Origin of the sequence: Variovorax sp. 679 (genome assembly GCF_003952185.1) — a bacterium.
Taxonomy (GTDB): domain Bacteria; phylum Pseudomonadota; class Gammaproteobacteria; order Burkholderiales; family Burkholderiaceae_C; genus Variovorax.
Genome location: NZ_RXFS01000001.1, coordinates 119,083 through 143,168 on the forward strand (window position 1 = coordinate 119,083; position 24,086 = coordinate 143,168).

Below are 24,086 nucleotides of genomic sequence, written 5' to 3' on the forward strand. Positions count from 1 at the left end.
CATGACGGCGGCCGCCACCACGGTGCATGCGCTGATCGAGCGCCAGGCACAGCAGCAGCCGCACGCGGTGTACGCGCGCGCCACCGAATCGGAACAGCACATCGCCTACGGCGAGCTCGCGCGCGGATGCCGCCGCGTTGCGGCCGTGCTGCGCGGACTCGGCATGCAGCCGGGCGATACCGTGTCCGTCGTCATGCCCAACGGCCTGCAGACCCTGCGCCTGCTGCTGGGCGCGATGTATGGCGGGTTCCGCGTGAACCCCGTCAACCTGCTGTCGCAGCCCGAGCAGATGCACTACGTGCTCTCGCACTCCGACTGCCGCATGGTCTGCGTCGCGCCCGAATGGGAAGCACGCGTGCGCGGCATCGTCGACACCTTCGACCGGCCCGTGAAGCTGATCGTGGTCGACCCCGAGGGCGATGCGCTGCCCGGCGAGGAAGAAGCGGCCGACGACGTGCCGCCGCCCTCGCCCGATGCCGTCGCGCTGCTGATGTACACCTCAGGCACCACCGGCAACCCCAAGGGCGTGATGCTCACGCACCGCAGCCTCGCTGCCAACGCGCACGCCATCAGCGCGGAGCACGAGCTGCGCCCCTCCGACCGTGTGCTCGCAGTGCTGCCGCTCTATCACATCAACGCCTTCGCAGTGACCATGCTCGCGCCGCTGGCGCATGGCGGCAGCCTCGCGATGCCGCCGAAGTTCTCGGCAGGCCGCTTCTGGGAGCAGGCCACGCAGACGCAATGCAGCTGGATCAACGTGGTGCCCACCATGATCTCGTACCTGCTCGAAGGCGACAGGCCGCCGCTTTCGCAGACGCTCGCCATCCGCTTCTGCCGCTCGGCCTCGGCCGCGCTGCCGCCGGAGCACCTGCGCGCCTTCGAGCAGATGTTCGGCATCGGCATCGTCGAGACCATGGGCCTCACCGAGACGGCGGCGCCTTCGTTCTCCAACCCGATGGACCCGGCCGCGCGCAAGCTCGGTTCGGTGGGCCGCGCCTCGGGCTGCATGGCCGGCGTGGTCGACGACAAGCTCGCAGCCGTGCCCAACGGCGTTACCGGCGAGATCGTGATCCGCGGGCCCAACGTGATGCTCGGCTACTACAAGAACGAGGAAGCCACCCGCGCCAGCTTCACGCCCGACGGCTGGCTGCGCACCGGCGACCTGGGCCACCGCGATGAAGACGGCTTCTTCTTCGTCACCGGCCGCATCAAGGAACTAATCATCAAGGGCGGGGAGAACATCGCGCCGCGCGAGATCGACGAGGCCCTGCTGAAGCACCCTGCCGTGCTCGAAGCCGCCGCGGTGGGCGTGCCCGACCGCCACTACGGCCAGGAGATCGGCGTGTGCATCGTGCTGCGCGAAGGCAGCGCCTGCACCGAGGAAGAGCTGCGCGACTTCGCCGCCACCGTGCTCGGCCGCTACAAGGCGCCCGGCCACTACCGCTTCGTGCAGGACCTGCCGCGCGGCCCCTCCGGAAAGGTGCAGCGACTGAAGCTGACGCCGCTCTTCGGGGCATGACGGCGGCCGAACTGCTGGTGCCGCCGCTGGCGCCGGCGACGCTGGCCTACAGCCTGTGCGTGGTGTTCGCGGCCGGCATCGTGCGCGGCTTCGCGGGCTTCGGCTTCTCGGCCATCACCGTGGCGGGCATGTCGCTGGTGGTCTCGCCCGCGCTGGTGGTGCCCGCGATCTTCATGCTGGAGATCCTCGCCAGCCTGAGCCAGCTGCGCGGCATCGCGCGCGACGTCGATATGCCGTGGCTGGGCTGGCTGATGCTCGGCAACCTGATCTGCATTCCCATCGGCGTGGCGCTGCTCGCATGGCTGCCGGAGACGCCGCTGCGCCTCTTGATCGGCGTGCTGCTGATGGCCGCTGCCCTGCTGCTGCGCGGCGGCGCGCATGTCGCGCTGGAATCCACGCGCGGCCTGCGGCTGGTTGCCGGACTGGCTTCGGGCTTCATCAACGGCGTTGCGGCCATCGGCGGCATCGCGGTCGCGGTGCTGCTGAGCACCGCGAAGATGGCGCCTGCGGCATTGCGCGCCACGCTGATCGCGCTGCTGCTCTTCAGCGACGTGGTGTCGCTCATCAGTGCCGCACTGATGCCTTCGTCGGCGCACGCCTCGGGCAACCTGCTGGGGCCCGACACGCTCAAGTGGGCGCTGTGGCTGGCGCCGGCGATGCTCGCGGGCATCTGGTGGGGACAGCGCTCGTTCAAGGGCGTGTCGCCGGAGCAGTTCCGGCGGCAGGTGCTGAATCTGCTGATTGCGTTGGCGACGGTGAGCGTGGTGCGGTCGGTGGTCGGGCTGGTCTGGTGAGGCCTAGGGCCTGTTCACACTATTTCCAGGGTCGCGAAGGACAGCCAGGGTTGGTGCTCCAAGGGGCCGTCTGCGGCGTTGCCCGCGCTTGCAAGGCGCCAGCCTTGCTGCGCACGGGCGCCTTGCAGCCAGCCCCTTGGAGCACCAACGCGACCCTGGAAATAGTGTGAACAGGCCCTAGGCAGTTGACTTGAAGACGCCCGCGTCGTAGGCCTCGCTGTAGACGTCCCAGTCCTTCACCACCTGCGCAGCGCACTGGTGCGCGGCGTCGAGCAGATCCCTGCGCCACGGCTTGGGCGAGGTGCCGAAGTCGATCAGCGCGTCCGCGATGGCCGAACCCTGCCTGCCCGAGCTGCGCAGCTGCGCCCAGGCCATGAGCTGCCCCATCTCGGCGATCACGCCGCTGATGTCGCCGAGCCGCGTGCGGTGCACGTCCAGCATCACCCGGTCTTCGCTGGGCTGCAGGCCGCGCAGCACATAGGAAGCCTTGGGCCCCACGATGGGATGCAGGAAGGCCATCGACACGGCCTGCATGCGCCGCTGCAGTCCGACCACGCGATGCGCCTCTGAAGGCCATGCAGGCTGCTTCGTCTTCAGGTGCGGCGCGAGCGAGGACGGCAGCGCCTGCTTCAGGTCGAGCAGGAAGTTGCCGTCGGGCGAACCCTTGCCTTCGACCAGGATGATGTAGCGGTCCACGCCCAGGCTGCCGGTGCCGGCGATGCGCCGCGCCACGTCGAGCACCCTGAAGAAGTCCGGGTTGGCCTGCGACGCGGCGAAGCCGTCGACCAGCTTCGTGACCCGCTTGCGCTGCGCGTCGGTGACCTCCAGCGCGTGCTTGCCGTCGCAGCGGATGAGGCGCTTGCGCCCTTTGCGTTCGCTGCGCCGGTCGAGGAAGACCGGGCGGGTTCTCTCCTTGAGCGTGTCGAGCAGTTCCTTGACCAGCCCGCCGGCGGTGTCGCGCTCCACCCAGCGGGCCTTGCCGAGCGAAAGCGCACCCGCATACGAATCGAGGAAGACCTTGCACAGCGCATCGGCGTCGTCGGTGGTCTTGCACAGGCCGTCGCCGGCCACCAGGATGCTCGTGAGGAATCGCACCAGCTCCCACGTCACCGGCGCGAGCGCCGATTCGTCGAAGTCGTTGAGATCGAAGTACACGAGCCGGTTGTCGCCCTTGTAGCTGCCGAAGTTCTCCAGGTGGGCGTCGCCGCACAGCCAGGCCGCCGGCGCCTTGGTGAATAGCGATCCCGAAGGCAGGCGGTCATAGAACAGGTGGCAGGTGCCGCGCAGGAAGACGAACGGGCTGGAGCGCAGGTTGGTGTATTTCATCGCCAGCCGCTCGGGGTCGCGGCTGGCATTGAAGTTGCGGATGGTTTTCACGACATTCGGCATGCTGTTGGCTCCCGCTTGATGAGTGGCGGATTCTCGGGCAACAGGCGCAGCGGGAGAAAAATATTCACCGGCCCGCTGCCGCCCTGCAGACCATCGCACCCAGCGTGCGCAGGCCCTTCTCGATGCGCGCGTCCCAGCCGTGGCCGCCGCTCAGGCGCATGCAGTGGCCGTACTTTCCGCTGCCGGAAAACACGACGCCGGGCGCGAAGCAGACACCCTTTCGCAGCGCCAGCGAAAACAGCTCCCTGGTGTCGACCTGCCTCGGCAGTTCGAGCCACAGAACGAATCCGCCCTCGGGCCGCGACACCCTGGTGCCCGGCGGAAAGGCCTGCTCGATCACGCGCGCCATGCGCTCCAGCGTGTCTGAGAACGAACGCCTCAGGCGGCGCAGGTGGCGGTCGTAGTCGCCGTTCTGCAGGAAGCCGGCCAGCGCCACCTGCGTGAGCACGGGCGTGGCCAGCGTGGTGGCGAACTTGCTTTCGAGCACGCGCCCCATGTGGCGGCCCGTGGTGATCCAGCCGATGCGGTAGCCGGGCGCGAGCGTCTTGGAGAACGAGCCGCAATGGATGACGTTGTCGTGCGTGTCCAGTGCGCTGAAAGGCAGCGGCCGCTCTTCGCCGAAGTGAATGTCGCCGTACACGTCGTCCTCGATCAGCGGCACGCGGTGCCTCGCCAGCAGGCGCAGCACCGCGCGCTTCTCCTCCTCGGGCATGGTGCAGCCCAGCGGGTTGCAGAAGCTCGACGCCAGCACGCAGGCGCGCACCTTGCCAGCGGCCAGCACCTCCTGCAAGGCATCGACCGAAATGCCGGTGACCGCATCCGTCGGCAGCTCGACCACCTTCAGGTTCTTCGCGCGCAGCACCTGCAGCAGCCCGAAGTAGCTCGGCGACTCGATGGCGACCGCGTCGCCGGGCTCGGTGACTGCGTCGAGCGCCAGCGCGAGCGCCTCGGTGCAGCCGCAGGTGATGGCGATGTCCTCGGGCGACAGCGCCTTCCCGAAGCGCAGCATGCGCCGCGCGATTTCCAGCCGCAGCGAGATTTCGCCGCGCGGCGGCGAGTAGGTGTTGCAGTGCCCGCCCTTCACCCGGGCGGTGCGCGCAAGGATGCGGTCGAGCTTCGACGACGACAGCAGTCGCGGGCTCGGAATGGCGCAACCCAGCGGCACGAAGGTCTCGTCCGACGCATGCGCCAGCAGGTCGAGCATGAGCCCCGAGAGTTCGACCTTCGCGGGCCGGGAAGAAGGCCGCGTGGCCGCCGGCACCGGCAGCACGGGCGCCGCCTTCGCGACGTAGTAGCCCGACTGCGGCCGCGCTTCGAGGATGCCCCGGTCCTCGAGCAGGCGATAGGCCTGTACCGCCGTGCTCAGGCTGGTGCGCTGCTGCGTGCTGATGTCGCGCAGCGAAGGGGCGCGTGTACCGGGCCGCAACGCGCCCCTGGCGGCCAGGCCGGCGACGAAATCGGCGACTTCCTCGTAGCGAAAGCGGGGCTGGGTCGGCACGGTGCGCTCCTGTTCTGCCGGGTGGGACGACCTCAACTGTACTGCTGCGAATTTCGGAAAACTGTGGCTGTTATCGAAGGCTGCCGCCGCGCAACATCGTCGCCATCGACACCAACGCATGGAGCAGGCACGCATGGCACGCTTTCCGGACAACGAAATGATCTCCCTCGTCGGCGAGGCGCCGCGCTTCGATCTCGCCGAAAGCGTGGGGCCGAGCCTGCGCCTTTCGGAGCTGCTGTCCACCGCGCCGGGCGGCGGCGACGACATGCAGCTGGGCTACGGCAGCGCGGCCGGCAGCCCCGAGCTGCGACAGGCCATCGCACAGGCGCATGGCGTGGACGCGGAAGACGTGGTGGTCACGGTGGGTGGCATGCACGCCCTCTTCCTCATCGCGTTCACGCTGTGCGAGCCGGGCGACGAAGTCATCGTCGCGGAACCGGTGTTTCCGCTGGCGCGCAACGCGCTGACCGCCGTGGGCGCGCGCACGCTGACGCTGCCGCTGGGCTTCGACACGGGCTACCGGGTCGACCTCGGCGCGCTGCGAAAACTGCTCTCGCCAAAGACGAGGCTGGTGAGCCTGGCGTCGCCACAGAACCCCTCGGGCGTCGCAATTCCCGCGCGGACGCTGCGCGAGATCGTGGCGATGATGGCCGAGCACGCGCCGCAGGCCTGGCTCGTGCTCGACGAGACATACCGCGAGGCTGCCCATGGCGACGACGCCGCGGCGCCGAGCGGCGCCGGCCTGGGGCCCAGGGTCATCTGCGTGGCTTCGCTGTCCAAGTGCCACGGCGCGGCGGGCCTGCGCATCGGCTGGGCCATCACGCGCGACGCCGCGCTGCGCCGCCAGCTGACGACCGCGAAGTTCAGCACCGTGATCGCCTGCTCCCAAGTGGACGAGGCGCTGGCGCTCGCCGTGTTCCGGCAAGGCGAGCGCATCGTCGGCGAGCGGCGCGCGCACCTTGCGCGGAACCTGCGCATCACGGCAGAGTGGGTCGCACGTCACGCCGCTTTCGTCGAATGGGTGCGGCCCGATGCCGGCGCGCTGTGCTGCGTGCGCCTGAAGCGCGAGCGCTTCGATGCGGCGGCCGTCGAGCGCTTTCACTCTGCGCTGGCAAGGCGCGGCACCCGCGTCGCGCCCGGTGCATGGTTCGGCGACGAGGCGGGGGTGTTCAGGCTCGGCTTCGGGCTGCCGACCCCGGAGGATCTGGAGCTTGCGCTGGACTGCGTCTCGGCGGCGCTCACCGAGGCAAGCGCCTAGAGCTTCTTCAGAGCAGCGCGGCCATCTTCTCCGCCGCGGCCTTCAGCGCGTCGATGCGACCTATCGCATCGTCCATCGACATGCGCGCCGTAGGCGCATGCACCGCCAGCGCGGCGCGCACCGCGCCCGACGCGTCGCGCACCGGCACGGCCACCGCCACCAGCCCGGCGATGAACTCCTCGTTGTCGCGCGAATAGCCCTGCGCCGCGATCGTCTCGCACTCGGCGCGCAGCGCGTCGGCGCTGGTGATGGTGTTGGGCGTCATGCGCTCCAGCGGAAGCCCGCCGATGAATGCATCGCGCGCCTTCGCCGGCATCTGCGACAGGAACAGCTTGCCGCTGGCCGTGCAGTGCAGCGGCACGTGCGAGCCCACGTCGAGCGTCAGCCGCAGCGGCCATTGCGCTTCCACCCGGTCGAGGTAGAGCACCTGCGCTCCGTCGAGCGTGGTGAGGTTGCAGGTCTCGCCCACCTGGCGCACCAGCGCCGACAGCACCTCGTGCCGCAGGCCGCGCACCACGCCGTGGTTCAGCGTGTCGATGGCCAGCCTGCGCAACGCGGGGCCGGTGGTGAAGGAGCGCTCGTCCACGTCGCGCGCCAGGAATCCGATGGCCAGCAGCTGGGTGCAGATGCGGTGCGCGGTGCCCTTGGGCAGGCCGAGCTGCGCGGCCAGTTCGGCGAGCGTGAGGGCGCGGCCTTCGCTGGCGAGCAGCGCCAGCAGGCGCAGGCTGCGCTCGGCGGAAGAGCCGGAGGCGGAAGCGGATTCGGGTTCTTCCGGGGAAGACGCTGCGGCTGGCGCGCGCGCGGTACGGGGCATGCGGTAAACCTCGAAAAAGAAAAATCGCTCGGAGGAGCAATGACCTGGGACACGGCCGATCGAAGCGATTGTTCCACCGCCCGGCACACGCCCTTCCGGAACCTCCCCGAACCTTCTTGCGGCCGTCCGAACCACGCTTGCGGCACGGAAAGACTGGCGCTGGCTACGGCCCGTCAAAGAAGATGAAAAAGAAGAATGATGAGAGAAGTTGCCTTGTAAACAAAACAGATCATTTGTTATCAAAGCAGAAAAAGAAAAAGAAGGACTTAAAAACCTGCATTCACGACCGAAAAGGAAGGCACGGAGATCGGCCGACGCACAGCGCGGCACTCCCGGTAATGCGTCTTGCGTTTTTGCCCTCCCCCTCCCTGGAATCGGATTCATGAAAAATCTCTCGACCCGAAAACTCCTCGCCGGAGCCTTCGCGGCACTTGCGCTGCTGGTGCTGCTCGTGAGCCTCCTGGCCCTGCGTTCGCTGGGTGCAGCCAACGATCGGTTCTCCGGTTACATCGCCGGCATCGCACACCGCCAGGCACTGGCGACCGACATCAGTGTCGCGGCCAGCCGGCGAGCGATCGGCGTGCGCGACATGGTGCTCGTGGGCTCCCGTGCCGACCGCGACGTGGCGAAGACGATGGCGGTCGGCAGCCACGAGCAACTCGAATCCGGCTTGAAGGAGCTCAGGGCAGCACTCGACGCAGGACGGGACGTCACGCAGCGCGAGCAGGCCATCTTCGCGAGGATCGAGAAGATCGAAAAGGAGTACCTGCCCATCGCGCTGTCCATCGTCGAACTCGGCGGCGCGGGCAAGCGCGACGAGGCCATCGAGAGAATGAACGTCGCATGCAGGCCGTTGCTCGTGCAACTTCTCGCCGCCTCGAAGGAGTACACGGACTACCTCGCGGAGATGTCCCAGAGAAACATCGAGGCTTCCGCAGCGGCCTATTCGAAGCAGCGGACCCTCCTGCTGGCCCTGAGCATCCTTGCCGTGATTGCGGCGGTGGCGCTCGGCATCTTCATCGCGCATCGTCTTTTCTCGGCCCTTGGCGACGAACCTGCCAGGCTGAGCGTGGCGGCCCACAGGGTCGCGCAAGGCGACCTGAGCGAAATCGAAGGCGCGCACAAGGCGCCGGAGGGCAGCGTGCTGGCATCCATGGTCGCCATGCAGCGCCAGTTGGTGGGTCTCATCAGCCAGGTCCGCTCTTCCGCCGACAGCATCGCTGTCGCGAGCGCCGAGATTGCTCAAGGCAACAGCGACCTTTCCCGCCGAACGGAGTCCCAGGCGTCTTCAATCGAGGAAACCGCGGCCTCCATGGAAGAGCTCAACTCCACCGTCAAGCAAAACGCCCACAACGCCACCGAAGCGAACATGCTCGCCGACAGCGCAAGCACCGTGGCGATTCGCGGCGGCGAGGTCGTGGTGCAGGTGGTCGAGACGATGAGGAGCATCAACGACAGCAGCAAGAAGATCGCCGACATCATCGGCGTGATCGACGGCATCGCCTTCCAGACCAACATCCTTGCGCTGAATGCGGCCGTCGAGGCTGCGCGTGCGGGCGAACAAGGGCGGGGCTTCGCGGTCGTGGCGTCCGAAGTGCGCAACCTCGCCAGCCGATCGGCCGATGCCGCCAAGGAGATCAAGGCCCTGATCAACGCCAGTGTCGACCGCGTCGAAGTCGGTTCGGCGCTGGTCGATCGCGCCGGCGCCACCATGTCGGAGGTGGTCGACGCCATCAGGCGGGTCGCGAACATCGTCGGTGAAATCAGCGCAGCCAGTTCCGAGCAAAGCGTCGGGGTCGCGCAGGTCAGCGAGGCGGTGACGCAACTGGACCAGGCGACACAGCAGAACGCCGCGCTGGTCGAGGAAAGTGCAGCCGCCGCCGAAAGCATGAACTCTCAGGCCGACCAACTGGTGCAAGCGATCTCGGTCTTCCAGATCAAGGCCGCCCGCGCCGACGCCTCTCCTGCGCGAGCTTCCACGCCGGTGCTTCGAATCTCGGCGGAAGGCGTCCCGGCATAGACGTCGAGGAGGCTCCCCGCCCTGTGACCGGCAGGTGTCCGGGCGGCGCACGTTATGCGGGTAAAACCCTAAAAATGGAACATTGCGTTCCAAAAATCAATAGCCTAGGATTCGATCGAGCGAAGCGGCTGTTCCGTCGCCCAGCCCCACAAGCCCCTCCAGCATTTCCCGGGACCTCCTTGCATGCCTGAAGAAGAGTTCGACTACATCGTCGTCGGAGCAGGCTCCGCCGGCTGCGTGCTCGCCGGCCGCCTCAGCGAGGACCCGGCCACGCGCGTGCTACTGCTGGAGGCGGGGCCGGCCGACCGGTCGCTGTGGATCCACCTGCCCATCGGCTACGGCAAGACGATGTGGAGCCCCACCTACAACTGGCGCTTCGAGACCGACCCCGATCCGAACATGAACGGCCGGCGCATCTACTGGCCGCGCGGCAAGACGCTGGGCGGGTCGAGCTCGATCAACGGCCTGATCTACATCCGCGGCCAGCGCGAGGACTACGACCACTGGGCCGCGCTCGGCAACCCCGGCTGGAGCTACGACGAGGTGCTGCCCTACTTCATCCGGTCGGAAGGCAACCAGCGCGGCGGCGACGCCTTCCACGGCGGCGAGGGGCCGCTGAAGGTCTCGGACATCGCCGCGAGGCACGAGCTGATCGAGGCCTTCATCGACGGCGCCGGCCAGACCGGTGTGCCGCGCACCGGCGACTTCAATGGCGCCGTGCAGGAAGGCGCCGGCTACTACCAGCTGACCACGCACAGGGGCTGGCGCTGCAGCACGGCCAAGGCCTACCTGACGCCAGCCGTGAAGCGACGGCCCAACCTGCGCATCGAAACCGGGGCGATGGCCCAGAAGCTCGTGTTCGACGGTCGGCGCGCTGCCGGCGTCACCTACCGGCAAGGCGGCGAGCTGAAGACCGCGCGCTGCCGCGCCGAGGTGCTCCTGTCGGCCGGCTCGCTGCAATCGCCGCAGCTGCTGCAGCTCTCCGGCATCGGCCCGCGCGCGTTGCTCGACCGCTTCGGCATTCCGCTCGTGAACGAGCTGCCCGGCGTTGGCGAGAACCTGCAGGACCACCTGCAGATCCGCCTGGGCTACGAGTGCACCAAGCCCATCACCACCAACGACCAGCTCAACTCCTGGTTCGGCCAGGTGGGCATGGGCCTCGAATGGCTGCTGCATCGCACCGGCCCGCTGGCGGTGGGCATCAACCAGGGCGGCTGCTTCATGCGCGCGCTGAAGGACACCGACGGCCGGCCGGTGGCGGCCACACCCGACATCCAGTTCCACGTGGCCACGCTCTCGGCCGACATGGCGGGCGGCAAGGTGCATCCGTACTCGGGCTTCACGATGTCGGTATGCCAGCTGCGGCCGGAGTCGCGCGGCCATGTGCGCATCCGTTCGCTGGACGCGGCCGAGCCGCCCGAGATGCAGCCCAACTACCTTGCCACCGAACTCGACCGCGCGACCACCGTGGCCGGCGTGAAGGCAGCGCGCGCAATCGCCGAATCTCCCGCGATGCGGCTCTATGTGAAGCGCGAGGTGAAGCCCGGCCCCGATGCCTCGAGCGACGCCGAGCTGCTGGAGTTCTGTCGCAACAACGGCGCCACCATCTTCCACCCCACCGGCACCTGCCGCATGGGCGCCGACGCGCTCGCGGTCGTCGACGCGCGCCTGCGCGTGCACGGCGTGGCGGGGCTGCGCGTGATCGACTGCTCGGCGATGCCGACGCTGGTGTCGGGCAACACCAACGCACCCGCCGTGATGATGGCCGAGAAGGCCGTCGACCTGATCAGAGAGGACGCGAGAGCGGCAGCCGCCGCACATTGATTTTCTGCAGACCAGGGCCCACAGAGGCCGCCACGACAAACCTCATCGGAGACAAACATGAGTGCAAGCGACGAGAAAGCGATTCGCAGGGTGGTGGTGTCGGCGCTGGTGGGCGCCACCATCGAGTGGTACGACTTCTTCCTGTACGGCGTGGTGGCCGGCATCGTCTTCAACAAGCTCTACTTCCCGGGCAGCGACCCGGTGGTGTCGACCCTGCTGGCCTACACGACCTTCGCGGTGGGCTTCGTCACGCGGCCGCTGGGCGGCGTGATCTTCGGCCACTTCGGCGACAAGATCGGCCGCAAGAGCATGCTGATCATCACGCTGATGATCATGGGCGTGGCCACCTTCCTCATCGGGCTGGTGCCCACCTACGCGCAGATCGGCATCGCGGCACCGCTGCTGCTGTTGCTGCTGCGCGTGGCGCAGGGCATCGGGCTGGGCGGCGAATGGGGCGGCGCGGTGCTCATGGCCTACGAATACGCGCCGAAGGAAAAGCGCGGCTTCTATGCCTCGCTGCCGCAGATCGGGCTGGCCATCGGCCTGTGCATGGCTTCGGGCGTGGTGGCGCTGCTGTCGTGGCTGCTCACCGACGAACAGTTCCTCTCGTGGGGCTGGCGCATCGCCTTCCTGATCTCGGGCGCGATGGTGATGGTGGGCATGTACATCCGCCTGCACGTGAAGGAAACGCCGGAGTTCGCGGCGGTGAAGGCACGCAACGCCGAGCTGCGCATTCCCTTCATGGACATGCTGCGGCGCTATCCGGGCAATGTGCTGAAGGGCATGGGCGCGCGCTACATCGACGGGGTGTTCTTCAACATCTTCGGCGTGTTCTCCATCAACTACCTCACGACCACCATCAAGATCAGCCGCACCGAGGCGCTGCTGGGCGTGATGGCCGCGGCGGTGGTGATGTGCTTCGCCATCCCCTTCTTCGGGCGCATGTCCGACCGGCTGGGGCGGCCGCGCGTGTACATGTGGGGTTCGCTCATCACGGCCGTGTCGGCGTTTCCGGGCTTCTGGCTGATGACGCACAGCGGAGGCAACGTGCTGCTGGTGTGGCTGTCGATCATCGTGCCCTTCGGCATCCTGTATGCCTCGGTGTACGGGCCCGAAGCGGCCCTCTTCTGCGACCTGTTCGATGCGAAGGTGCGCTACACGGGCATCAGTTTCGTCTACCAGTTCTCGGGCATCTTCGCTTCGGGCATCACGCCGATCATCGCGACGGCGCTGCTGAAGTCTGGTGGGGGCGAGCCGTGGCAGATCTGCCTCTATGTGCTGTTCGCGGGCGTGGTGTCGGCGGTGTGCGCGTGGATGATCGGGCGCAGCGCGTCGCCGGCCGATGCGCCGGTGGCGGTGGCCTCGCGCTGAGGACGGCACCTCCCGCGCTCCCTCAGGGAGCGCTGCCCATGCCGAGCGCGCGCATCACGGCCGCCGTGCGCGTCTCCACGCCGAGCTTCACGTAGACATGCTCCAGGTGCTTGTGCACGGTGCGCGGGCTGATCTGTAGCAAGGCGGCGATCTCCGCATCGGTCTTGCCGCGCGAGAGCCAGTGCATGACGTCGCCCTCGCGGGGCGTGAGGCCGGCCGGCGGTGAAGCGGCGGGAGTCGCTGGCGCCTCGGCACGGCAGGTCAGCCGGTACAGCAGGGCCACCGCCACCGCGTGTTCCAGCCCCGCTCGGCGGTAGTGGTCGGCCTGCATCGAGGCACGGCGAAACTCGCGCCGGCCCGGCGCCTTCGACGCGGCGCGGCGGATTGCATGCAGGCCGCGGTGCCGCACGGGCGATTGCCCGGATTCGAGTTGCTCCAGCAGGCGAAGCGCGCTCGCGCAATCGCCGCGCGTGAGATGCGCCATGGCGTGCCCCTTTCATCGTGCCGCATACGCATTGCTGCGTATGGCGCCTGCCTGCGCCGGGACGCAGGATGGCCGTTGCTCCCTCTGCCGCGGCCCAGTATAGGCAGGCCGGGGGCACGCGAGCCGTCCGCCGGCGAAGGGGATACACATGGCTATCGACGAAACAAGGCTTAACGCGTTCATGGGTAACTTCGTCCATGACATAGGCGCCGTGATGCATGCGGCAACCATCGTCGTGGGCGACCAGCTCGGCCTGTACAAGGAGATGGCCAAGGGCCCCGGCACCGTGGAGCAACTGGCAAAACGCACCGAGACCGATCCGCGCTACCTGCGCGAATGGCTCTCGGCCCAGGCAGCCAGTGGCTACGTGCAGTACGAGCCCCAGGGCGAACTGTTCTCGCTCACGGAAGAACAGGCCTTCGCCCTCGCCGAGGAAGGCAGCCCGGCCTTCGTGCCCGGCGCCTTCCAGATCGCCGTGGCGCAGTTCAAGGCCATTCCCAAGATGGTCCAGGCGATGCGCACCGGCCTGGGCATCGGATGGCACGAGCATGACCCCGCCCTCTTCCACGGCACCGAGCGCTTCTTCCGGCCCGGCTATGCGGCCAACCTGGTGAGCCAGTGGATCCCGGCGCTCGAAGGCGTGTCGGCCCGGCTCGATCGCGGCGCGCGCGTGGCGGACGTGGGTTGCGGGCACGGCGCGTCGACGCTGCTGATGGCGCAGGCCTATCCCCAGTCCAGCTTCGTCGGCTTCGACTATCACCTGCCTTCGATCGAGCATGCGCGCGAGACGGCGCGCAAGGCCGGCATCGACGATCCGAAGCGCCTGAGCTTCGAGGTCGCGAGCGCGAAGGACTTTCCGGGCAAGGACTACGACCTCGTCGCATTCTTCGACTGCCTGCACGACATGGGAGACCCCGTCGGCGCGGCGGCGCACGTGCGCGACAGCCTGAAGCCGCAGGGCACATGGATGCTCGTGGAGCCCTTCGCCAACGACCGGCTGCAGGACAACATGAATCCCGTCGGGCGCGTGTTCTATTCGGCGTCGAACTTCATCTGCACGCCGGCCTCGCGTTCGCAGGAAGTGGGCCTGTGCCTGGGTGCGCAGGCCGGCGAGGCGCGCCTTCGCGACGTGGCCGAGCAAGGCGGCTTCTCGCACTTCCGCCGCGCCAGCGAAACGCCCTTCAACCTGATCTTCGAAGCACGTCCATGAGGACATTCCAGGAGACGCCGCCATGTCACGCCAATACATCGATTGCCGCGAGTACCCGAGCACGACGAACTGCAGCGTCGCGCTCAGCGCCGACAGCGAGAGCGAACTGCTCGATGCCGCCGTGCAGCACGCCGTGACCGTCCACGGCCACACCGACACGCCCGAGCTGCGCAAGCAGCTGGCGGGCCTTTTCAAGACCGGCACGCCACCGCTGCAGGCGCCCGCGCAGAAGACGCCCGCCTGACGAGCCCTTCGCGGCAATGACCGCCGCCGCATGGGCGGCGATGAATACCTTCGGCTGAACGCAGGCGTGCGCCCTGCGGCGAAGACCGCGCACGCCGGTTGAACGCTTCCCTGCCCGCCAAGCGCGCTTCGCGAAGTCGCGCTATGGTTCGCTGCCACCCACGGCGAAACATACAAAGAAGGCGGGGCCATGATCGACATCAACATCAACGGCAAGTCCGTTGCCCTCGACGCGCCCGACGACATGCCCCTGCTCTGGGCATTGCGCGACATCGTCGGACTCACAGGCACCAAGTTCGGCTGCGGCATCGCGCAGTGCGGCGCGTGCACCGTTCACCTCGACGGCCAGCCCGTTCGATCGTGCGTGCTGCCGGTGGGCTCCATCGGCAAGAAGGCCGTCACCACCATCGAAGCCATCGAACAGACACCGGCCGGCAAGAGCATCCAGAAGGCATGGCTCGACGTCGACGTGGTGCAGTGCGGCTACTGCCAGTCGGGCCAGATCATGTCGGCCGCGGCGCTGATACAGCGCACGCCCAACCCCAGCGACGCGGACATCGACCTGGCCATGTCGGGCAACGTCTGCAGGTGCTGCACCTACTCGCGCATCCGCGCGGCCATCAAGCAGGCAGCCACGGGCAAGGCCGAGGTGCTGCAGTCGGTGGCGGTGATGCCGGCAAGGAGCGCATCGTGAGCGCGGCCGCAGGCACCATCAGCCGCCGCGCGGCCCTGCAGGCGGGCGGCCTCGCGCTGGCCTTCACCTGGATCGGCGGCGGCAAGGCCTTCGCCGCGATCAGCCCCAGGCAGCAGCCCGGCGACGCGGCCGCCGCGCTCGCCGACGGCAACCCGGCCTTCGCGCCGAATGCCTTCATCCGCATCGACGCCGACGGCGGCGTGCGCCTGGTGATGCCGATGGCCGAGATGGGCCAGGCGATCTACACCGGCTCCGCGATGCTGCTGGCCGAGGAGCTCGGCGTCGATCTCGACCAGGTGCGCGTGGAGCACTCGCCGGCGAACGAAGCGCTCTACGGCATGCCGCTGCTCGGCGGCCAGATCACCGGCGGCTCGACCAGCACGCGCGGCACCTACGGCGTGCTGCGCGAAGCAGGCGCCGTGGCGCGCACGCTGCTGGTGAGTGCCGCCGCCGCGCAGTGGAAGGTAGAACCGGAAAGCTGCACGGTCGCGCGCGGCGTGGTGAGCCACTCGCCTTCGGGCCGGCAGCTCGGCTTCGGCCCGCTCGCGGGCGCCGCCGCGAAGCTGCCGATGCCGGCCAAGGTGGCGCTGAAGGAGCCGAAGGACTTCAGGCTCATCGGCCAGCCGCTGCGGCGCGTCGATTCGGCCGCCAAGGTCAACGGCACGACGCAGTTCGGCATCGACGTGCGCGTGCCCGGCATGAAGGTCGCGACGGTCAAGGCGAGCCCCACGCTGGGCGGCGTGCTGGCCTCGGTGGACGACAAGGCCGCGCGGGCGATTCCCGGCGTGATCGACGTGCTGCGCATCAAGGACGCGGTGGCCGTGGTCGGCGAGCATTTCTGGGCTGCGAAGCGCGGCCTCGATGCGCTGAAGGTGCAATGGACGCCGGGGCGCAACGCCACGCTCACCACGCAGCAGTTGCGCGAAGGGCTCGCCGATGCGCTGGCGAAAGGCAAGGCCATCGTCGGCAAGGAAGCCGGCAAGCGGCCCGAGGGCACGCTGGTGCAGTCCACCTACGACCTGCCGATGCTGGCCCACGCGACCATGGAGCCGCTCAACACCACGGTGCACGTGCGGCCCGACGGCTGCGACGTCTGGGTCGGCACGCAGGTGCCGGCGCGCTGCGTTAGCGTGGCCGCGAAGATCACCGGCCTCGCCGAAGACAAGGTGACGGTGCACAACCAGTACCTGGGCGGCGGCTTCGGCCGGCGGCTGGAGACCGACTCGGTCGAGCAGGCAGTGGCCTTCGCGAAGCAGGTGCCCTACCCCCTCAAGGTGGTGTGGACGCGCGAGGAGGACATCCGCCACGACATCGTGCGCCCGATGTACCACGACGAGATCTCGGCCGTGGTCGACGGCGAAGGCCGCATCCAGTGGTTCGGCGACCGCATCTCGGGCGGCACGGTGCTGGGCCGCTGGGCGCCCGCCTTCATGGGCAAGGACGGCATGGACGGCGACCTGATCGAGTGCGTGGCCGAGCCCTGCTACGACCTGCCGAATCTCAAGGTCGAATGGGTCCGACACGACATGCCGCCGGGCCTCAACGTCGGCTGGTGGCGCGGCGTGGGCCCGACGCACAACCTCTTCGTGATGGAGAGCTTCATCGACGAGCTGGCGCACCGCGCGAAGAAAGACCCGGTGGCCTACCGCCGCGCCATGCTGCAGAAGAACCCGCGCACGCTCGCCGTGCTCGACCTCGCAGCCAGCAAGGCCGGCTGGGGCCAGGGCTCGCTGCCGGCGCGCGTGGGGCGCGGCGTGGCCGTGGGCGATGCCTTCGGCAGCCGCGTGTGCGCGATCGTCGAGGCCGAGGTCACGCCGCAGGGCGAGGTGCGCATGCGGCGCGCGGTGGTCGCGCTCGATTGCGGCATTGCGGTGAACGCCGGCTCCATCGAGGCGCAGATCCAGGGCGGGCTGCTGTTCGGGCTGAGCGCAGCGCTCTACAGCGAGATCACGCTGCGCGACGGCACCATCGAGCAGAGCAACTTCCACGACTACCGCACGCTGCGCATCAACGAGTCGCCGCCGATCGAAGTGCACATGGTGAAGAGCGGCGAGGCGCCCGGCGGGCTCGGCGAGGTCGGTACCGCCATTGCGGCACCGGCGCTGGCCAACGCGATCTTCGCCGCGACGGGCGTGCGCCTGCGCGCGCTGCCGGTGAACCGCGCGCTGCTGGCGCAGGACAAGGAGGCTCTGAAGAAGAAGATCGCCGATGCAGGGCTCGATGAAGGGAGGACGGCATGAAGCGGCTCTTCAAGACCCTGGCGGTGCTGGTCGTCATCGGCGCCGCGCTCTACTTCTTCCTGAACCGCACCGACGGCTCCGCAGGCGAAGCGCCGGCGCTGGCCGGTGCGCCCAACGATGCGGCATTGCTCGTACGCGGCGAATACCTCGCCAAGACGGCCGACTGCATCGCATGCCACACGGTGCCCGGCGGCAAGGGACAGCCCTTCGCGGGCGGCCTGCCCTTCGTGCTGCCCTTCGGCACGATCTACTCGTCGAACATCACGGCCGACCCCGAGACGGGCATCGGCAAGTGGACCGACGACCAGTTCGTGCGTGCGCTGCACGACGGCGTGCGCGCCGACGGCAAGCGCCTGTACCCGGCCTTCCCGTACACCTCGTACACCGCGCTGAGCCGCAACGACGTGCTGGCGATCAAGGCGTACCTGTTCAGCCTGCCCAAGGTGATCCAGCCGAACCGGGAGGCCGAGCTGGGCTTTCCGTTCAACCAGCGCTGGGCCATGGGCTTCTGGAACGCGGCCTTCTTCAAGAGCAGCCGCTTCGAGGCCGACGCGTCGAAGCCGCTCGCCTGGAACCAGGGCAAGTACCTCGCGACCGCGCTGGGCCACTGCGCCGAATGCCACACACCGCGCAACTTCGCCTTCGCGATGGAAAAGGGCAACGAACTCGCCGGAGAGACCGTGCAGGGCTGGCGCGCCTACAACATCACGCCGGACGCGAAGAACGGCATCGGCGCGTGGAGCGATGCCGAGATCGCCTCGTACCTGACGACCGGCCATGCCGATGGCCGCGGCTCCGCCTCGGGCCCGATGGGCGAGGCCGTGGAGCACAGCCTGCAGTACCTGAAGCCGGAGGACGCCGCTGCGCTCGTGAGCTATTTGCGCACCGTGCCCGCGAAGGCCGGCAAGGACCCGATCGAGGTCGATGCGAAGCCCCCATGGGCCCTGGCAGCGAGCGCGGCGGCGCCGGCGGCCAACACAGCCGAGGGCCACGAACAGGGCCTGCGGCTCTTCGCGGCCGCATGCGCGAGCTGCCACCAATGGAACGGACAGGGCCAGCAGACCGCCAACGCCTCGCTGCTGGGAGCGCGCGGCGTGAACGATCCGGACGGCTCCAACGTCACGCAGATGATCCTGCAGGGCGTGCGCATGCACGTGCACGACAGGGAGATCTACATGCCGGCCTTCGGCAAGGCCTACACCGACACCGAGGTCGCGGCACTGGCCAACTACGTCATCGCGCAGTTCGGCAACAAGCAGGGCACGGTGACGCCGGAGTTCGTCGCCAAGCAGCGCACCCGCTAGATACGAGGCAGCGCCGCATCCAGGGCCTGTTCACACTATTTCCGGGGTCGCGAAGGATAGCCAGGGCGGGCCAATCAAGGCGCGCGACGACGCGTGTGCATGCGCACACGCCAGGAGTGCAACGCCGAGTGACCTGCCCTGGCTGTTCTTCCCGCAGGGTTGGTGCCCCCGGAAATAGTGTGAACAGGCCCTAGACTGCGGCCATGAAGAGAACAGGGGAAGTCCAGCGCTGCCTGCAGCCTGTGGTGGAGCTTCGGCAGGAGGCGACGTCGTACGCCTACTCCGTGCGCGCGCCGCGGTCCAGGGGGGTGATACCACCCAGTTCGTACCGTGACGGCGGCTTTGCCACGCTCGCCGACTGCCTGAGCGATGTGGCGCGTGCCCTGGGCGGCGACTTCTCGCGCATCTACGTGCGGCTCGACGGCCTCTGCGTCGGGGAGCGCGACATCGCGGAACTGCGCCAGCAGCCCGAAACGGTGGCGGCCGCGTTGCAGGCAGCCTTCGACGCGGAGACGGGCGGCATCACCCCTCGGCCCGAACCTGCCCCGCTGCAGCTTTCTGCGCCCGGCGAAGACTGATCGCGACCGCCAGCCCCGCCGCCGCCGCGCACGCGCCGGCGAGGAACACGCCGCTGTACCCGGCCCTGTCGGCGAGCAGCCCGGCCAGCGGGCCCGTCAGGCCATAGGCGACGTCCTGGAAGGCCGAGAACCCTCCCAGTGCCGTGCCGCGCAGATGCGGCTCCACCAGATGCACGACCTCGCGCCCCATGGACGGAAAGATCATCGAGCAGCCGAGCCCGGTGAGGAACGCGCCGACAAGGGCGACGAGCGGATCCGAAGCGCTCCAGATCAGCACCTGGCCGACGGTCTCGACGGCGAGCGAGCCGATGGCCACGGGCAGACCGCCCACGCGGTCCGGCAGATGGCCGAGGAGCACGCGGACCAGCACGAAGCCGCCGCCGAAGGCCGTCAGGCCGAGTCCGGCGTAGCGCCAGTGCTGGTCGAGGAAATGCAGGGTGAAGAACGCGCCGATCGCCGCGAAGCCGATGCCCTGCAGGCAGACGATGGTCCCGTGCGGCCAGACCTGCCCGATCACGCGCCAGAACGGCGGACGCTCGGCGCCGGGGTGCGCGGGCACGCCTGCCATGCGCCAGATCGCCAGCATGCCGAGGCAGGGCAGGATCACGCCGACGCCCATGACGCCGGCATATCCGAAGCGCTGCTGCAGCACGAGGCCGATCGGCCCGCCGACCGCCAGCGCGCCGTAGATCGCGGCGCCCACCAGCGCCAGGACCTTCCCCGAGCGCACGGGACCGACCAGGCCGATGCCCCAGCCGATGATGCCGACCCCCACCAGGCTTTCGCCGATGCCCACCAGCAGCCGGCCCGCGAGCAGGACGAGGAAGGCCGTCCATGGCGACTGCGACGCGAGGCCCGCGACCAGCGAGATCAACGCACCCGCCACGTAGAAGACCAGCCCGCGCGTCACCGCGGACTTCGCCCCGTTGCGGTCGGAAAGAGCGCCGGCATGCGCCCGGCTCAGGACGGTGGAGAGAAAGGCGATGCCGACGCCGAGCCCGGCCCACACGTTGCCCAGCCCGAGCTGTCCGGTCACGAAGATCGGAACGACGGGCAGGGACATGCCGACGCAGAGATATGAAATGAAGAGGATGGCCGTCAGCAGCAGCAGGCGGCCTTGCGCGGGATCGCGCGTCGATGATGAGGTTGTCGACTGTGTCGATCGAAGAGTCATGGTGTCGTCCAGGTTTCCTGTTCCCCGTCGACCGGAGCGCGCAGGCGAGCGCACTCCGACCGGCGAGGGTCGTTGAGTGCGTTGATTGACGTCAGACGCTTACGGCCAGTGCGACTGGCACGGCGGCCGGTTTCAGCCGATTCGCATGGACAGCTCGACATCCGCGCCGAACGGCACGGACATGTAGCCTGAGCCGGGCGAGCGCACGTGCGCCAGGTACTCCGGGCTGTCGTCAGCGTTGTCGGCGACGACGAACGCCCCCGGCCTGAGACGGCTCTCGACCAGCGCGAGGATCTCGGGATAGAGCGCCTTGGCACCGTCGAGCAGCAGCAGGTCGATGGATTCGGGGAGCTCGGCGCCGAGCGTCTGCAGCGCATCTCCCTCGCGGATCTCGACCAGGTCGGCAAGGCCGCCGGCCGTCAGGTTGCGGCGGGCCCGTGCCACCTTGGAGGGCTCGAACTCGGTGGTGACGAGGCGGCCGCCGCCGTTGTCCCGCAGGGCCGCGGCCAGATGCAGGGTCGAGATGCCGAACGAGGTTCCGAACTCGACGACGGTTCGTGCGCCGCTGCCGCGCGCCAGCATGTAGAGCAGCACGCCGGTCTCGCGCGAGACGGGGAGCGGAACGTCCTTCAGCCGTGCGTAGAGATCGAGATAGCCGGTCTTGCTGCGCATCAGGCGCGAGCGCTCTTCGCCGGAGAGGCCGGCGATCGCGGCGCTCATCGCGGGCGATGCTTCGGCGGCTTCGTCGAACAGGCGCTCCAGCAGGGGCGCCAGCGGTGTGGTGGTGAGTGTTGTCACAGGAGGTCTTCGTGTTGGAGTGAGGGTGCGCTCATAATATGAAGAAACATTCACATTTCCTATTCGCGTTGCGAACCCCGTCCATGGCCGAACGAAAGAGCGCACCAATCTCCTCTAGAAGAAAGCCCAAGCAGGCCCGCTCGAACGGGCTCGTCGCCACCATCCTCGAAGCGGCCCTTCAGGTTCTGGAGAAGGAAGGCGCGCAGCGCTTCACCACCACGCGGGTGGCCGAGAGGGCCGGCGTCAGCGTCGGCTCGGTCTACCAGTACTTTCCGAACAAGGCGTCGATCCTCTTTCGCCTGCAGAGCGACGAGTGGCGGCAGACGACCGACATGCTGTGCAACATCCTCGAAGACGCGCAGCGGCCGCCGCTGGAGCGGCTGCGCATGCTGGTGCACGCCTTCATCCGCTCGGAGTGCGAGGAAGCCGGCATGCGCGTGGCGCTCAGCGACGCCGCCCCGCTCTACCGCGACGCGCCCGAGGCGCACGAGGCACGGGCCGCCGGCAGCCGCACCATCCAGGCCTTCATGCAGGAGGCCCTGCCCGACGCCTCCGAAACCACGCGCGAGCTGGCCGGCGACCTGGTCACGACCACCTTCAGCTCGGTGGGAAAGCAGTTCTCGGAAAGCCCGCGGACCGATGCGGAAATCGCAGCCTATTCAGATGCCATGGCCGACATGTTCTGCGCCTATCTGCAGAGCCTCGGGCACGGGCAGAAGAAGCGCCCGGCGCGCAGTTCAGCCCGCCGCTGAATCCCGCGCCATCGCCGCGGCCAGTGCACCCACGCGCCGCAGCGCGTGGCGGTGCGCGTCGTCCCAGAGACCGGCGAGCGCCAGCCGGATGCAATTGCGGAAGTGGTTCGTGGCACTGAACATCGTGCCCGGCGAAATGACGATGCCCTCGGCAAGGCAGGCCTGGAACAGCGCGAGCGAATCGACGCGTTGCGGCAACTCGACCCACAGGATGAACCCGCCCGGCGGATCGGTGACGCGCGTGCCCTTCGGAAAGTGCTGCGCGATCAGCCCCCGCACCTCGTCGACGCGCGCCGCGATGGTCGCGCGCATCTGCCGGTAGTTGGCCTCGATGCCCGGCTGCGTCATCAGGTCGGCCATCGCGCGCTCGAGCATCGCCGACTGGCTGCCGCTGGTCACCTGCTTCATGCGCGCGACCCTCGTGCCCCAGCGCCCCGCGTCGACCCAGCCCAGCCGCAGCCCGGGCGCAATGGTCTTGGAGAAGGAGCCGCACAGCATCACGTGCCCCGTCGTGTCGAACGAGCGCACGGCGCGGCGCTGCTCGTCCTGCTCGGCGAGGTCGTTGTAGATCACGTCCTCGATCAGCGGAATGCCGCGCTCGGCAACCATCTGCGCGAGGCGCCTGCGCTCCGCCGTGGGCATGCTCGCGCCCATCGGGTTGGAGAGCGTGGGCACGGCGAGCACGGCCTTCACCGGCTGGGTGTCGAAGGCCAGCCGCAGCGCGTCGAGCGAGATGCCGGTGCGCGGATGCGTCGGTATCTCGAGCGCGCGCAGGTGCAGGTCCTCGAGGATCTCCAGAAAGCTGAAGAGCGTCGGCGATTCGAGCGCGACCACGTCGCCGGGCGTCGTCACGGCCCGCAGGCAGAGCGCGATCGATTCGAGGCAACTGTTCGTCACGATGACGTCGCGCGCGTCGAGCTGGCAGCCCATGCGCAGCGCGTGACGCGCGATCGCGCGGCGCAGGCTCTCGTCACCGGAGCCGATGATGTACTGGGTGAGCGTCGCGCGGTGGCGCTGCACGGCGCGGCTGGCGGCGCGGCGCACGCGATCCTCGGCGAACAGGTCCGGGCTCGGGCACACGGCGCCGAAGGAGACGTAACCCGGATCGTGCGCCAGCTGCATCACGCGCGCGGCGAGCGAACTGACGTCCACCGCCATCGAGTCCGGGGGCGGGTTGGAGGCTTCGGGCTCCGGCGGCCTCGGCGGGCGCGCCGCGACGAAGTAGCCCGAGCGCGGCCGGGCCACGATCAGGCGCGCGTCCTCCAGCATGCGGTAGGCCTGCACCACCGTGCCCAGCGAAACGCTGTGGTGCCGCGCCAGTTCGCGCACCGACGGAACGCGCTCGCCCCGCGCGAGCGTGCCGGCACGGATCGGCACGGCGATCGACTCCGCGATCTGCAGGTACAGCATCTCGGCGTGGTCGTGCTCGGGCATGTTGCATTCTGTACCGCTGCACCGCGAACCGACAGGTACAGATGACCGCCGCGGCGACTGGCACAGATGAGCCCGGGCGCAAGCTGTACCACACCAGATGACGCCTTCCTGTGGCTGTTCGCGATGACGCCGGGTCTCTACCTTGGAGGCCATGAACACGCACATCCCAACCCCCTCTTCGCCCGGAGCGCGGCAAGGCGCATCCGCCCTTTCACAGATGACGCTGCCGGTCGGCGCGGCGCACACGCTGCGCCACCGCGCCGGCGCGCGCCTAGAGGTGGCGAGCGGCCGCGTGTGGCTCACCGAGCCCGGCGACCTCGACGACCACTTCGTGGCCGGCGGCGAATCGCTGCTGCTGCACCACGACGGCCCGATCGTGATTCAGAGCGACGGCACGAGCCCCGCGGTGCTGCGCATCGTCGGGTCTTCTTCCACGCGAAGGCTGCCATGGTCTCCATGACCGGGCCGGCGGTCTTCGCTGGCGCGGTGGTCTCCCAGGCCGTCTCGCAAAGGCCGGCCAGGCAGTTCCACTGCCGGCCCGGTCCCCGTCTTTGTATTTCGCGCGAAACACCGGTTACTTCCTGACGCAGTTCAGGGTATGCCCGCGCGAGAAGGCGCCGAGCCTGTAGCGCCTTGGGCCTCGTTTGCCAGCCCCGGGAGGGGCTGCGCGCGCCTGCCTGCCCACCAT

At 68.7% G+C, this 24,086-nt stretch carries 20 protein-coding genes and 1 pseudogene; 14 read left to right on the forward strand and 7 right to left on the reverse strand.

Features of this window, described 5'->3' with window-relative positions; translation table 11 throughout:
* Nucleotide 1: 1 nt before the first annotated feature.
* Both EJO71_RS00630 and EJO71_RS00635 read left to right on the forward strand, forming a co-directional pair.
* A complete protein-coding gene (locus tag EJO71_RS00630; RefSeq protein ID WP_125947284.1) occupies nucleotides 2–1,519 on the forward strand; it encodes an AMP-binding protein in 1,518 nt (505 codons plus the stop codon).
* Complete coding sequence (locus EJO71_RS00635) at nucleotides 1,516–2,313, forward strand: sulfite exporter TauE/SafE family protein (protein ID WP_125947283.1); 798 nt, start codon at nucleotides 1,516–1,518, stop codon at nucleotides 2,311–2,313. Before EJO71_RS00630 ends, EJO71_RS00635 begins: the two co-directional genes overlap by 4 nt.
* 177 nt (nucleotides 2,314–2,490) lie before the next feature.
* Here the strand turns inward: EJO71_RS00635 and EJO71_RS00640 are convergent, their stop codons facing one another.
* Together EJO71_RS00640 and EJO71_RS00645 are read right to left on the reverse strand one after the other, a co-directional pair.
* On the reverse strand, nucleotides 2,491–3,702 hold the full coding sequence (locus tag EJO71_RS00640; protein WP_125947282.1) for a DUF2252 domain-containing protein: 1,212 nt from the start codon (nucleotides 3,700–3,702) through the stop codon (nucleotides 2,491–2,493).
* A gap of 64 nt (nucleotides 3,703–3,766) precedes the next feature.
* A complete protein-coding gene (locus EJO71_RS00645; protein WP_125947281.1) occupies nucleotides 3,767–5,200 on the reverse strand; it encodes a PLP-dependent aminotransferase family protein in 1,434 nt (477 codons plus the stop codon).
* Nucleotides 5,201–5,333: 133 nt separating this feature from the next.
* On the opposite strand from EJO71_RS00645, the gene EJO71_RS00650 reads away from it, so the two are divergent.
* The gene (locus EJO71_RS00650) at nucleotides 5,334–6,458 is read left to right on the forward strand and encodes a pyridoxal phosphate-dependent aminotransferase (RefSeq protein WP_125947280.1); all 1,125 of its coding nucleotides are present in this window, start codon (nucleotides 5,334–5,336) and stop codon (nucleotides 6,456–6,458) included.
* A gap of 7 nt (nucleotides 6,459–6,465) precedes the next feature.
* On the opposite strand, the gene EJO71_RS00655 is transcribed toward EJO71_RS00650, so the two are convergent.
* Nucleotides 6,466–7,272, reverse strand: a complete 807-nt coding sequence (locus EJO71_RS00655) for an IclR family transcriptional regulator (protein WP_125947279.1) — start codon at nucleotides 7,270–7,272, stop codon at nucleotides 6,466–6,468.
* Between the two features lie 382 nt (nucleotides 7,273–7,654).
* On the opposite strand from EJO71_RS00655, the gene EJO71_RS34910 reads away from it, so the two are divergent.
* The 3 genes from EJO71_RS34910 to EJO71_RS00670 all read left to right on the forward strand — a co-directional run bounded on the left by EJO71_RS34910 (nucleotide 7,655) and on the right by EJO71_RS00670 (nucleotide 12,487).
* Entirely contained in the window at nucleotides 7,655–9,292 is a 1,638-nt protein-coding gene (locus EJO71_RS34910) for a methyl-accepting chemotaxis protein (RefSeq protein WP_125947278.1), read from the forward strand.
* A gap of 183 nt (nucleotides 9,293–9,475) precedes the next feature.
* The gene (locus tag EJO71_RS00665; protein WP_125947277.1) at nucleotides 9,476–11,116 is read left to right on the forward strand and encodes a choline dehydrogenase; all 1,641 of its coding nucleotides are present in this window, start codon (nucleotides 9,476–9,478) and stop codon (nucleotides 11,114–11,116) included.
* Between the two features lie 57 nt (nucleotides 11,117–11,173).
* Entirely contained in the window at nucleotides 11,174–12,487 is a 1,314-nt protein-coding gene (locus EJO71_RS00670; protein WP_125947276.1) for an MFS transporter, read from the forward strand.
* Between the two features lie 22 nt (nucleotides 12,488–12,509).
* Here EJO71_RS00670 and EJO71_RS34665 read toward each other — a convergent pair.
* Nucleotides 12,510–12,698 (reverse strand): annotated as a pseudogene (locus tag EJO71_RS34665) (helix-turn-helix transcriptional regulator); the annotation flags it as partial.
* Between the two features lie 421 nt (nucleotides 12,699–13,119).
* On the opposite strand from EJO71_RS34665, the gene EJO71_RS00680 reads away from it, so the two are divergent.
* From EJO71_RS00680 to EJO71_RS00705, 6 genes are all read left to right on the forward strand, one after another.
* Nucleotides 13,120–14,181: a class I SAM-dependent methyltransferase gene (locus EJO71_RS00680; protein ID WP_125947274.1), complete on the forward strand. Its 1,062-nt coding sequence runs from the start codon at nucleotides 13,120–13,122 to the stop codon at nucleotides 14,179–14,181.
* 22 nt (nucleotides 14,182–14,203) lie between these two features.
* Nucleotides 14,204–14,425 (forward strand): DUF1059 domain-containing protein, encoded by a 222-nt coding sequence (locus tag EJO71_RS00685; protein ID WP_125947273.1) that lies wholly within the window; start codon nucleotides 14,204–14,206, stop codon nucleotides 14,423–14,425.
* Between the two features lie 189 nt (nucleotides 14,426–14,614).
* Complete coding sequence (locus EJO71_RS00690; RefSeq protein WP_093200117.1) at nucleotides 14,615–15,118, forward strand: (2Fe-2S)-binding protein; 504 nt, start codon at nucleotides 14,615–14,617, stop codon at nucleotides 15,116–15,118.
* Nucleotides 15,115–17,358 (forward strand): molybdopterin cofactor-binding domain-containing protein, encoded by a 2,244-nt coding sequence (locus EJO71_RS00695; RefSeq protein WP_125947272.1) that lies wholly within the window; start codon nucleotides 15,115–15,117, stop codon nucleotides 17,356–17,358. The genes EJO71_RS00690 and EJO71_RS00695 overlap by 4 nt, the downstream gene beginning before the upstream one ends.
* Nucleotides 17,355–18,662, forward strand: coding sequence for a cytochrome c (locus EJO71_RS00700; RefSeq protein WP_125947271.1), 1,308 nt, complete (start codon nucleotides 17,355–17,357; stop codon nucleotides 18,660–18,662). The genes EJO71_RS00695 and EJO71_RS00700 overlap by 4 nt, the downstream gene beginning before the upstream one ends.
* A gap of 203 nt (nucleotides 18,663–18,865) precedes the next feature.
* Nucleotides 18,866–19,240: a hypothetical protein gene (locus EJO71_RS00705; protein WP_125947270.1), complete on the forward strand. Its 375-nt coding sequence runs from the start codon at nucleotides 18,866–18,868 to the stop codon at nucleotides 19,238–19,240.
* Here EJO71_RS00705 and EJO71_RS00710 read toward each other — a convergent pair.
* Together EJO71_RS00710 and EJO71_RS00715 are read right to left on the reverse strand one after the other, a co-directional pair.
* Complete coding sequence (locus EJO71_RS00710) at nucleotides 19,185–20,414, reverse strand: arabinose transporter (protein ID WP_125947269.1); 1,230 nt, start codon at nucleotides 20,412–20,414, stop codon at nucleotides 19,185–19,187. The genes EJO71_RS00705 and EJO71_RS00710 overlap by 56 nt on opposite strands.
* A 132-nt stretch (nucleotides 20,415–20,546) precedes the next feature.
* Nucleotides 20,547–21,212, reverse strand: coding sequence for an O-methyltransferase (locus tag EJO71_RS00715; protein WP_125947268.1), 666 nt, complete (start codon nucleotides 21,210–21,212; stop codon nucleotides 20,547–20,549).
* An 83-nt stretch (nucleotides 21,213–21,295) separates the two neighbouring features.
* Between EJO71_RS00715 and EJO71_RS00720 the strand changes: the two genes are divergently transcribed.
* Entirely contained in the window at nucleotides 21,296–21,964 is a 669-nt protein-coding gene (locus tag EJO71_RS00720) for a TetR family transcriptional regulator (RefSeq protein WP_125947267.1), read from the forward strand.
* Here the strand turns inward: EJO71_RS00720 and EJO71_RS00725 are convergent.
* Nucleotides 21,950–23,398, reverse strand: coding sequence for a PLP-dependent aminotransferase family protein (locus tag EJO71_RS00725; protein WP_125947266.1), 1,449 nt, complete (start codon nucleotides 23,396–23,398; stop codon nucleotides 21,950–21,952). The two genes, EJO71_RS00720 and EJO71_RS00725, sit on opposite strands and share 15 nt — an antisense overlap.
* A 217-nt stretch (nucleotides 23,399–23,615) precedes the next feature.
* Here EJO71_RS00725 and EJO71_RS00730 point away from each other — a divergent pair, with 217 nt between their 5' ends.
* Nucleotides 23,616–23,858, forward strand: coding sequence for a DUF2917 domain-containing protein (locus tag EJO71_RS00730; RefSeq protein ID WP_164546735.1), 243 nt, complete (start codon nucleotides 23,616–23,618; stop codon nucleotides 23,856–23,858).
* Nucleotides 23,859–24,086: the final 228 nt, after the last annotated feature.

Coding starts and splice junctions, on each gene's coding strand:
- EJO71_RS00630 (WP_125947284.1), top strand. CDS start 2: ATGACGGCGGCCGCCACCACGGTGCATGCGCTGATCGAGCGCCAGGCA.
- EJO71_RS00635 (WP_125947283.1), top strand. CDS start 1,516: ATGACGGCGGCCGAACTGCTGGTGCCGCCGCTGGCGCCGGCGACGCTG.
- EJO71_RS00640 (WP_125947282.1), bottom strand. CDS start 3,702: ATGCCGAATGTCGTGAAAACCATCCGCAACTTCAATGCCAGCCGCGAC.
- EJO71_RS00650 (WP_125947280.1), top strand. CDS start 5,334: ATGGCACGCTTTCCGGACAACGAAATGATCTCCCTCGTCGGCGAGGCG.
- EJO71_RS00655 (WP_125947279.1), bottom strand. CDS start 7,272: ATGCCCCGTACCGCGCGCGCGCCAGCCGCAGCGTCTTCCCCGGAAGAA.
- EJO71_RS34910 (WP_125947278.1), top strand. CDS start 7,655: ATGAAAAATCTCTCGACCCGAAAACTCCTCGCCGGAGCCTTCGCGGCA.
- EJO71_RS00665 (WP_125947277.1), top strand. CDS start 9,476: ATGCCTGAAGAAGAGTTCGACTACATCGTCGTCGGAGCAGGCTCCGCC.
- EJO71_RS00670 (WP_125947276.1), top strand. CDS start 11,174: ATGAGTGCAAGCGACGAGAAAGCGATTCGCAGGGTGGTGGTGTCGGCG.
- EJO71_RS00680 (WP_125947274.1), top strand. CDS start 13,120: ATGGCTATCGACGAAACAAGGCTTAACGCGTTCATGGGTAACTTCGTC.
- EJO71_RS00685 (WP_125947273.1), top strand. CDS start 14,204: ATGTCACGCCAATACATCGATTGCCGCGAGTACCCGAGCACGACGAAC.
- EJO71_RS00690 (WP_093200117.1), top strand. CDS start 14,615: ATGATCGACATCAACATCAACGGCAAGTCCGTTGCCCTCGACGCGCCC.
- EJO71_RS00700 (WP_125947271.1), top strand. CDS start 17,355: ATGAAGCGGCTCTTCAAGACCCTGGCGGTGCTGGTCGTCATCGGCGCC.
- EJO71_RS00705 (WP_125947270.1), top strand. CDS start 18,866: ATGAAGAGAACAGGGGAAGTCCAGCGCTGCCTGCAGCCTGTGGTGGAG.
- EJO71_RS00710 (WP_125947269.1), bottom strand. CDS start 20,414: ATGACTCTTCGATCGACACAGTCGACAACCTCATCATCGACGCGCGAT.
- EJO71_RS00720 (WP_125947267.1), top strand. CDS start 21,296: ATGGCCGAACGAAAGAGCGCACCAATCTCCTCTAGAAGAAAGCCCAAG.
- EJO71_RS00725 (WP_125947266.1), bottom strand. CDS start 23,398: ATGCCCGAGCACGACCACGCCGAGATGCTGTACCTGCAGATCGCGGAG.
- EJO71_RS00730 (WP_164546735.1), top strand. CDS start 23,616: ATGACGCTGCCGGTCGGCGCGGCGCACACGCTGCGCCACCGCGCCGGC.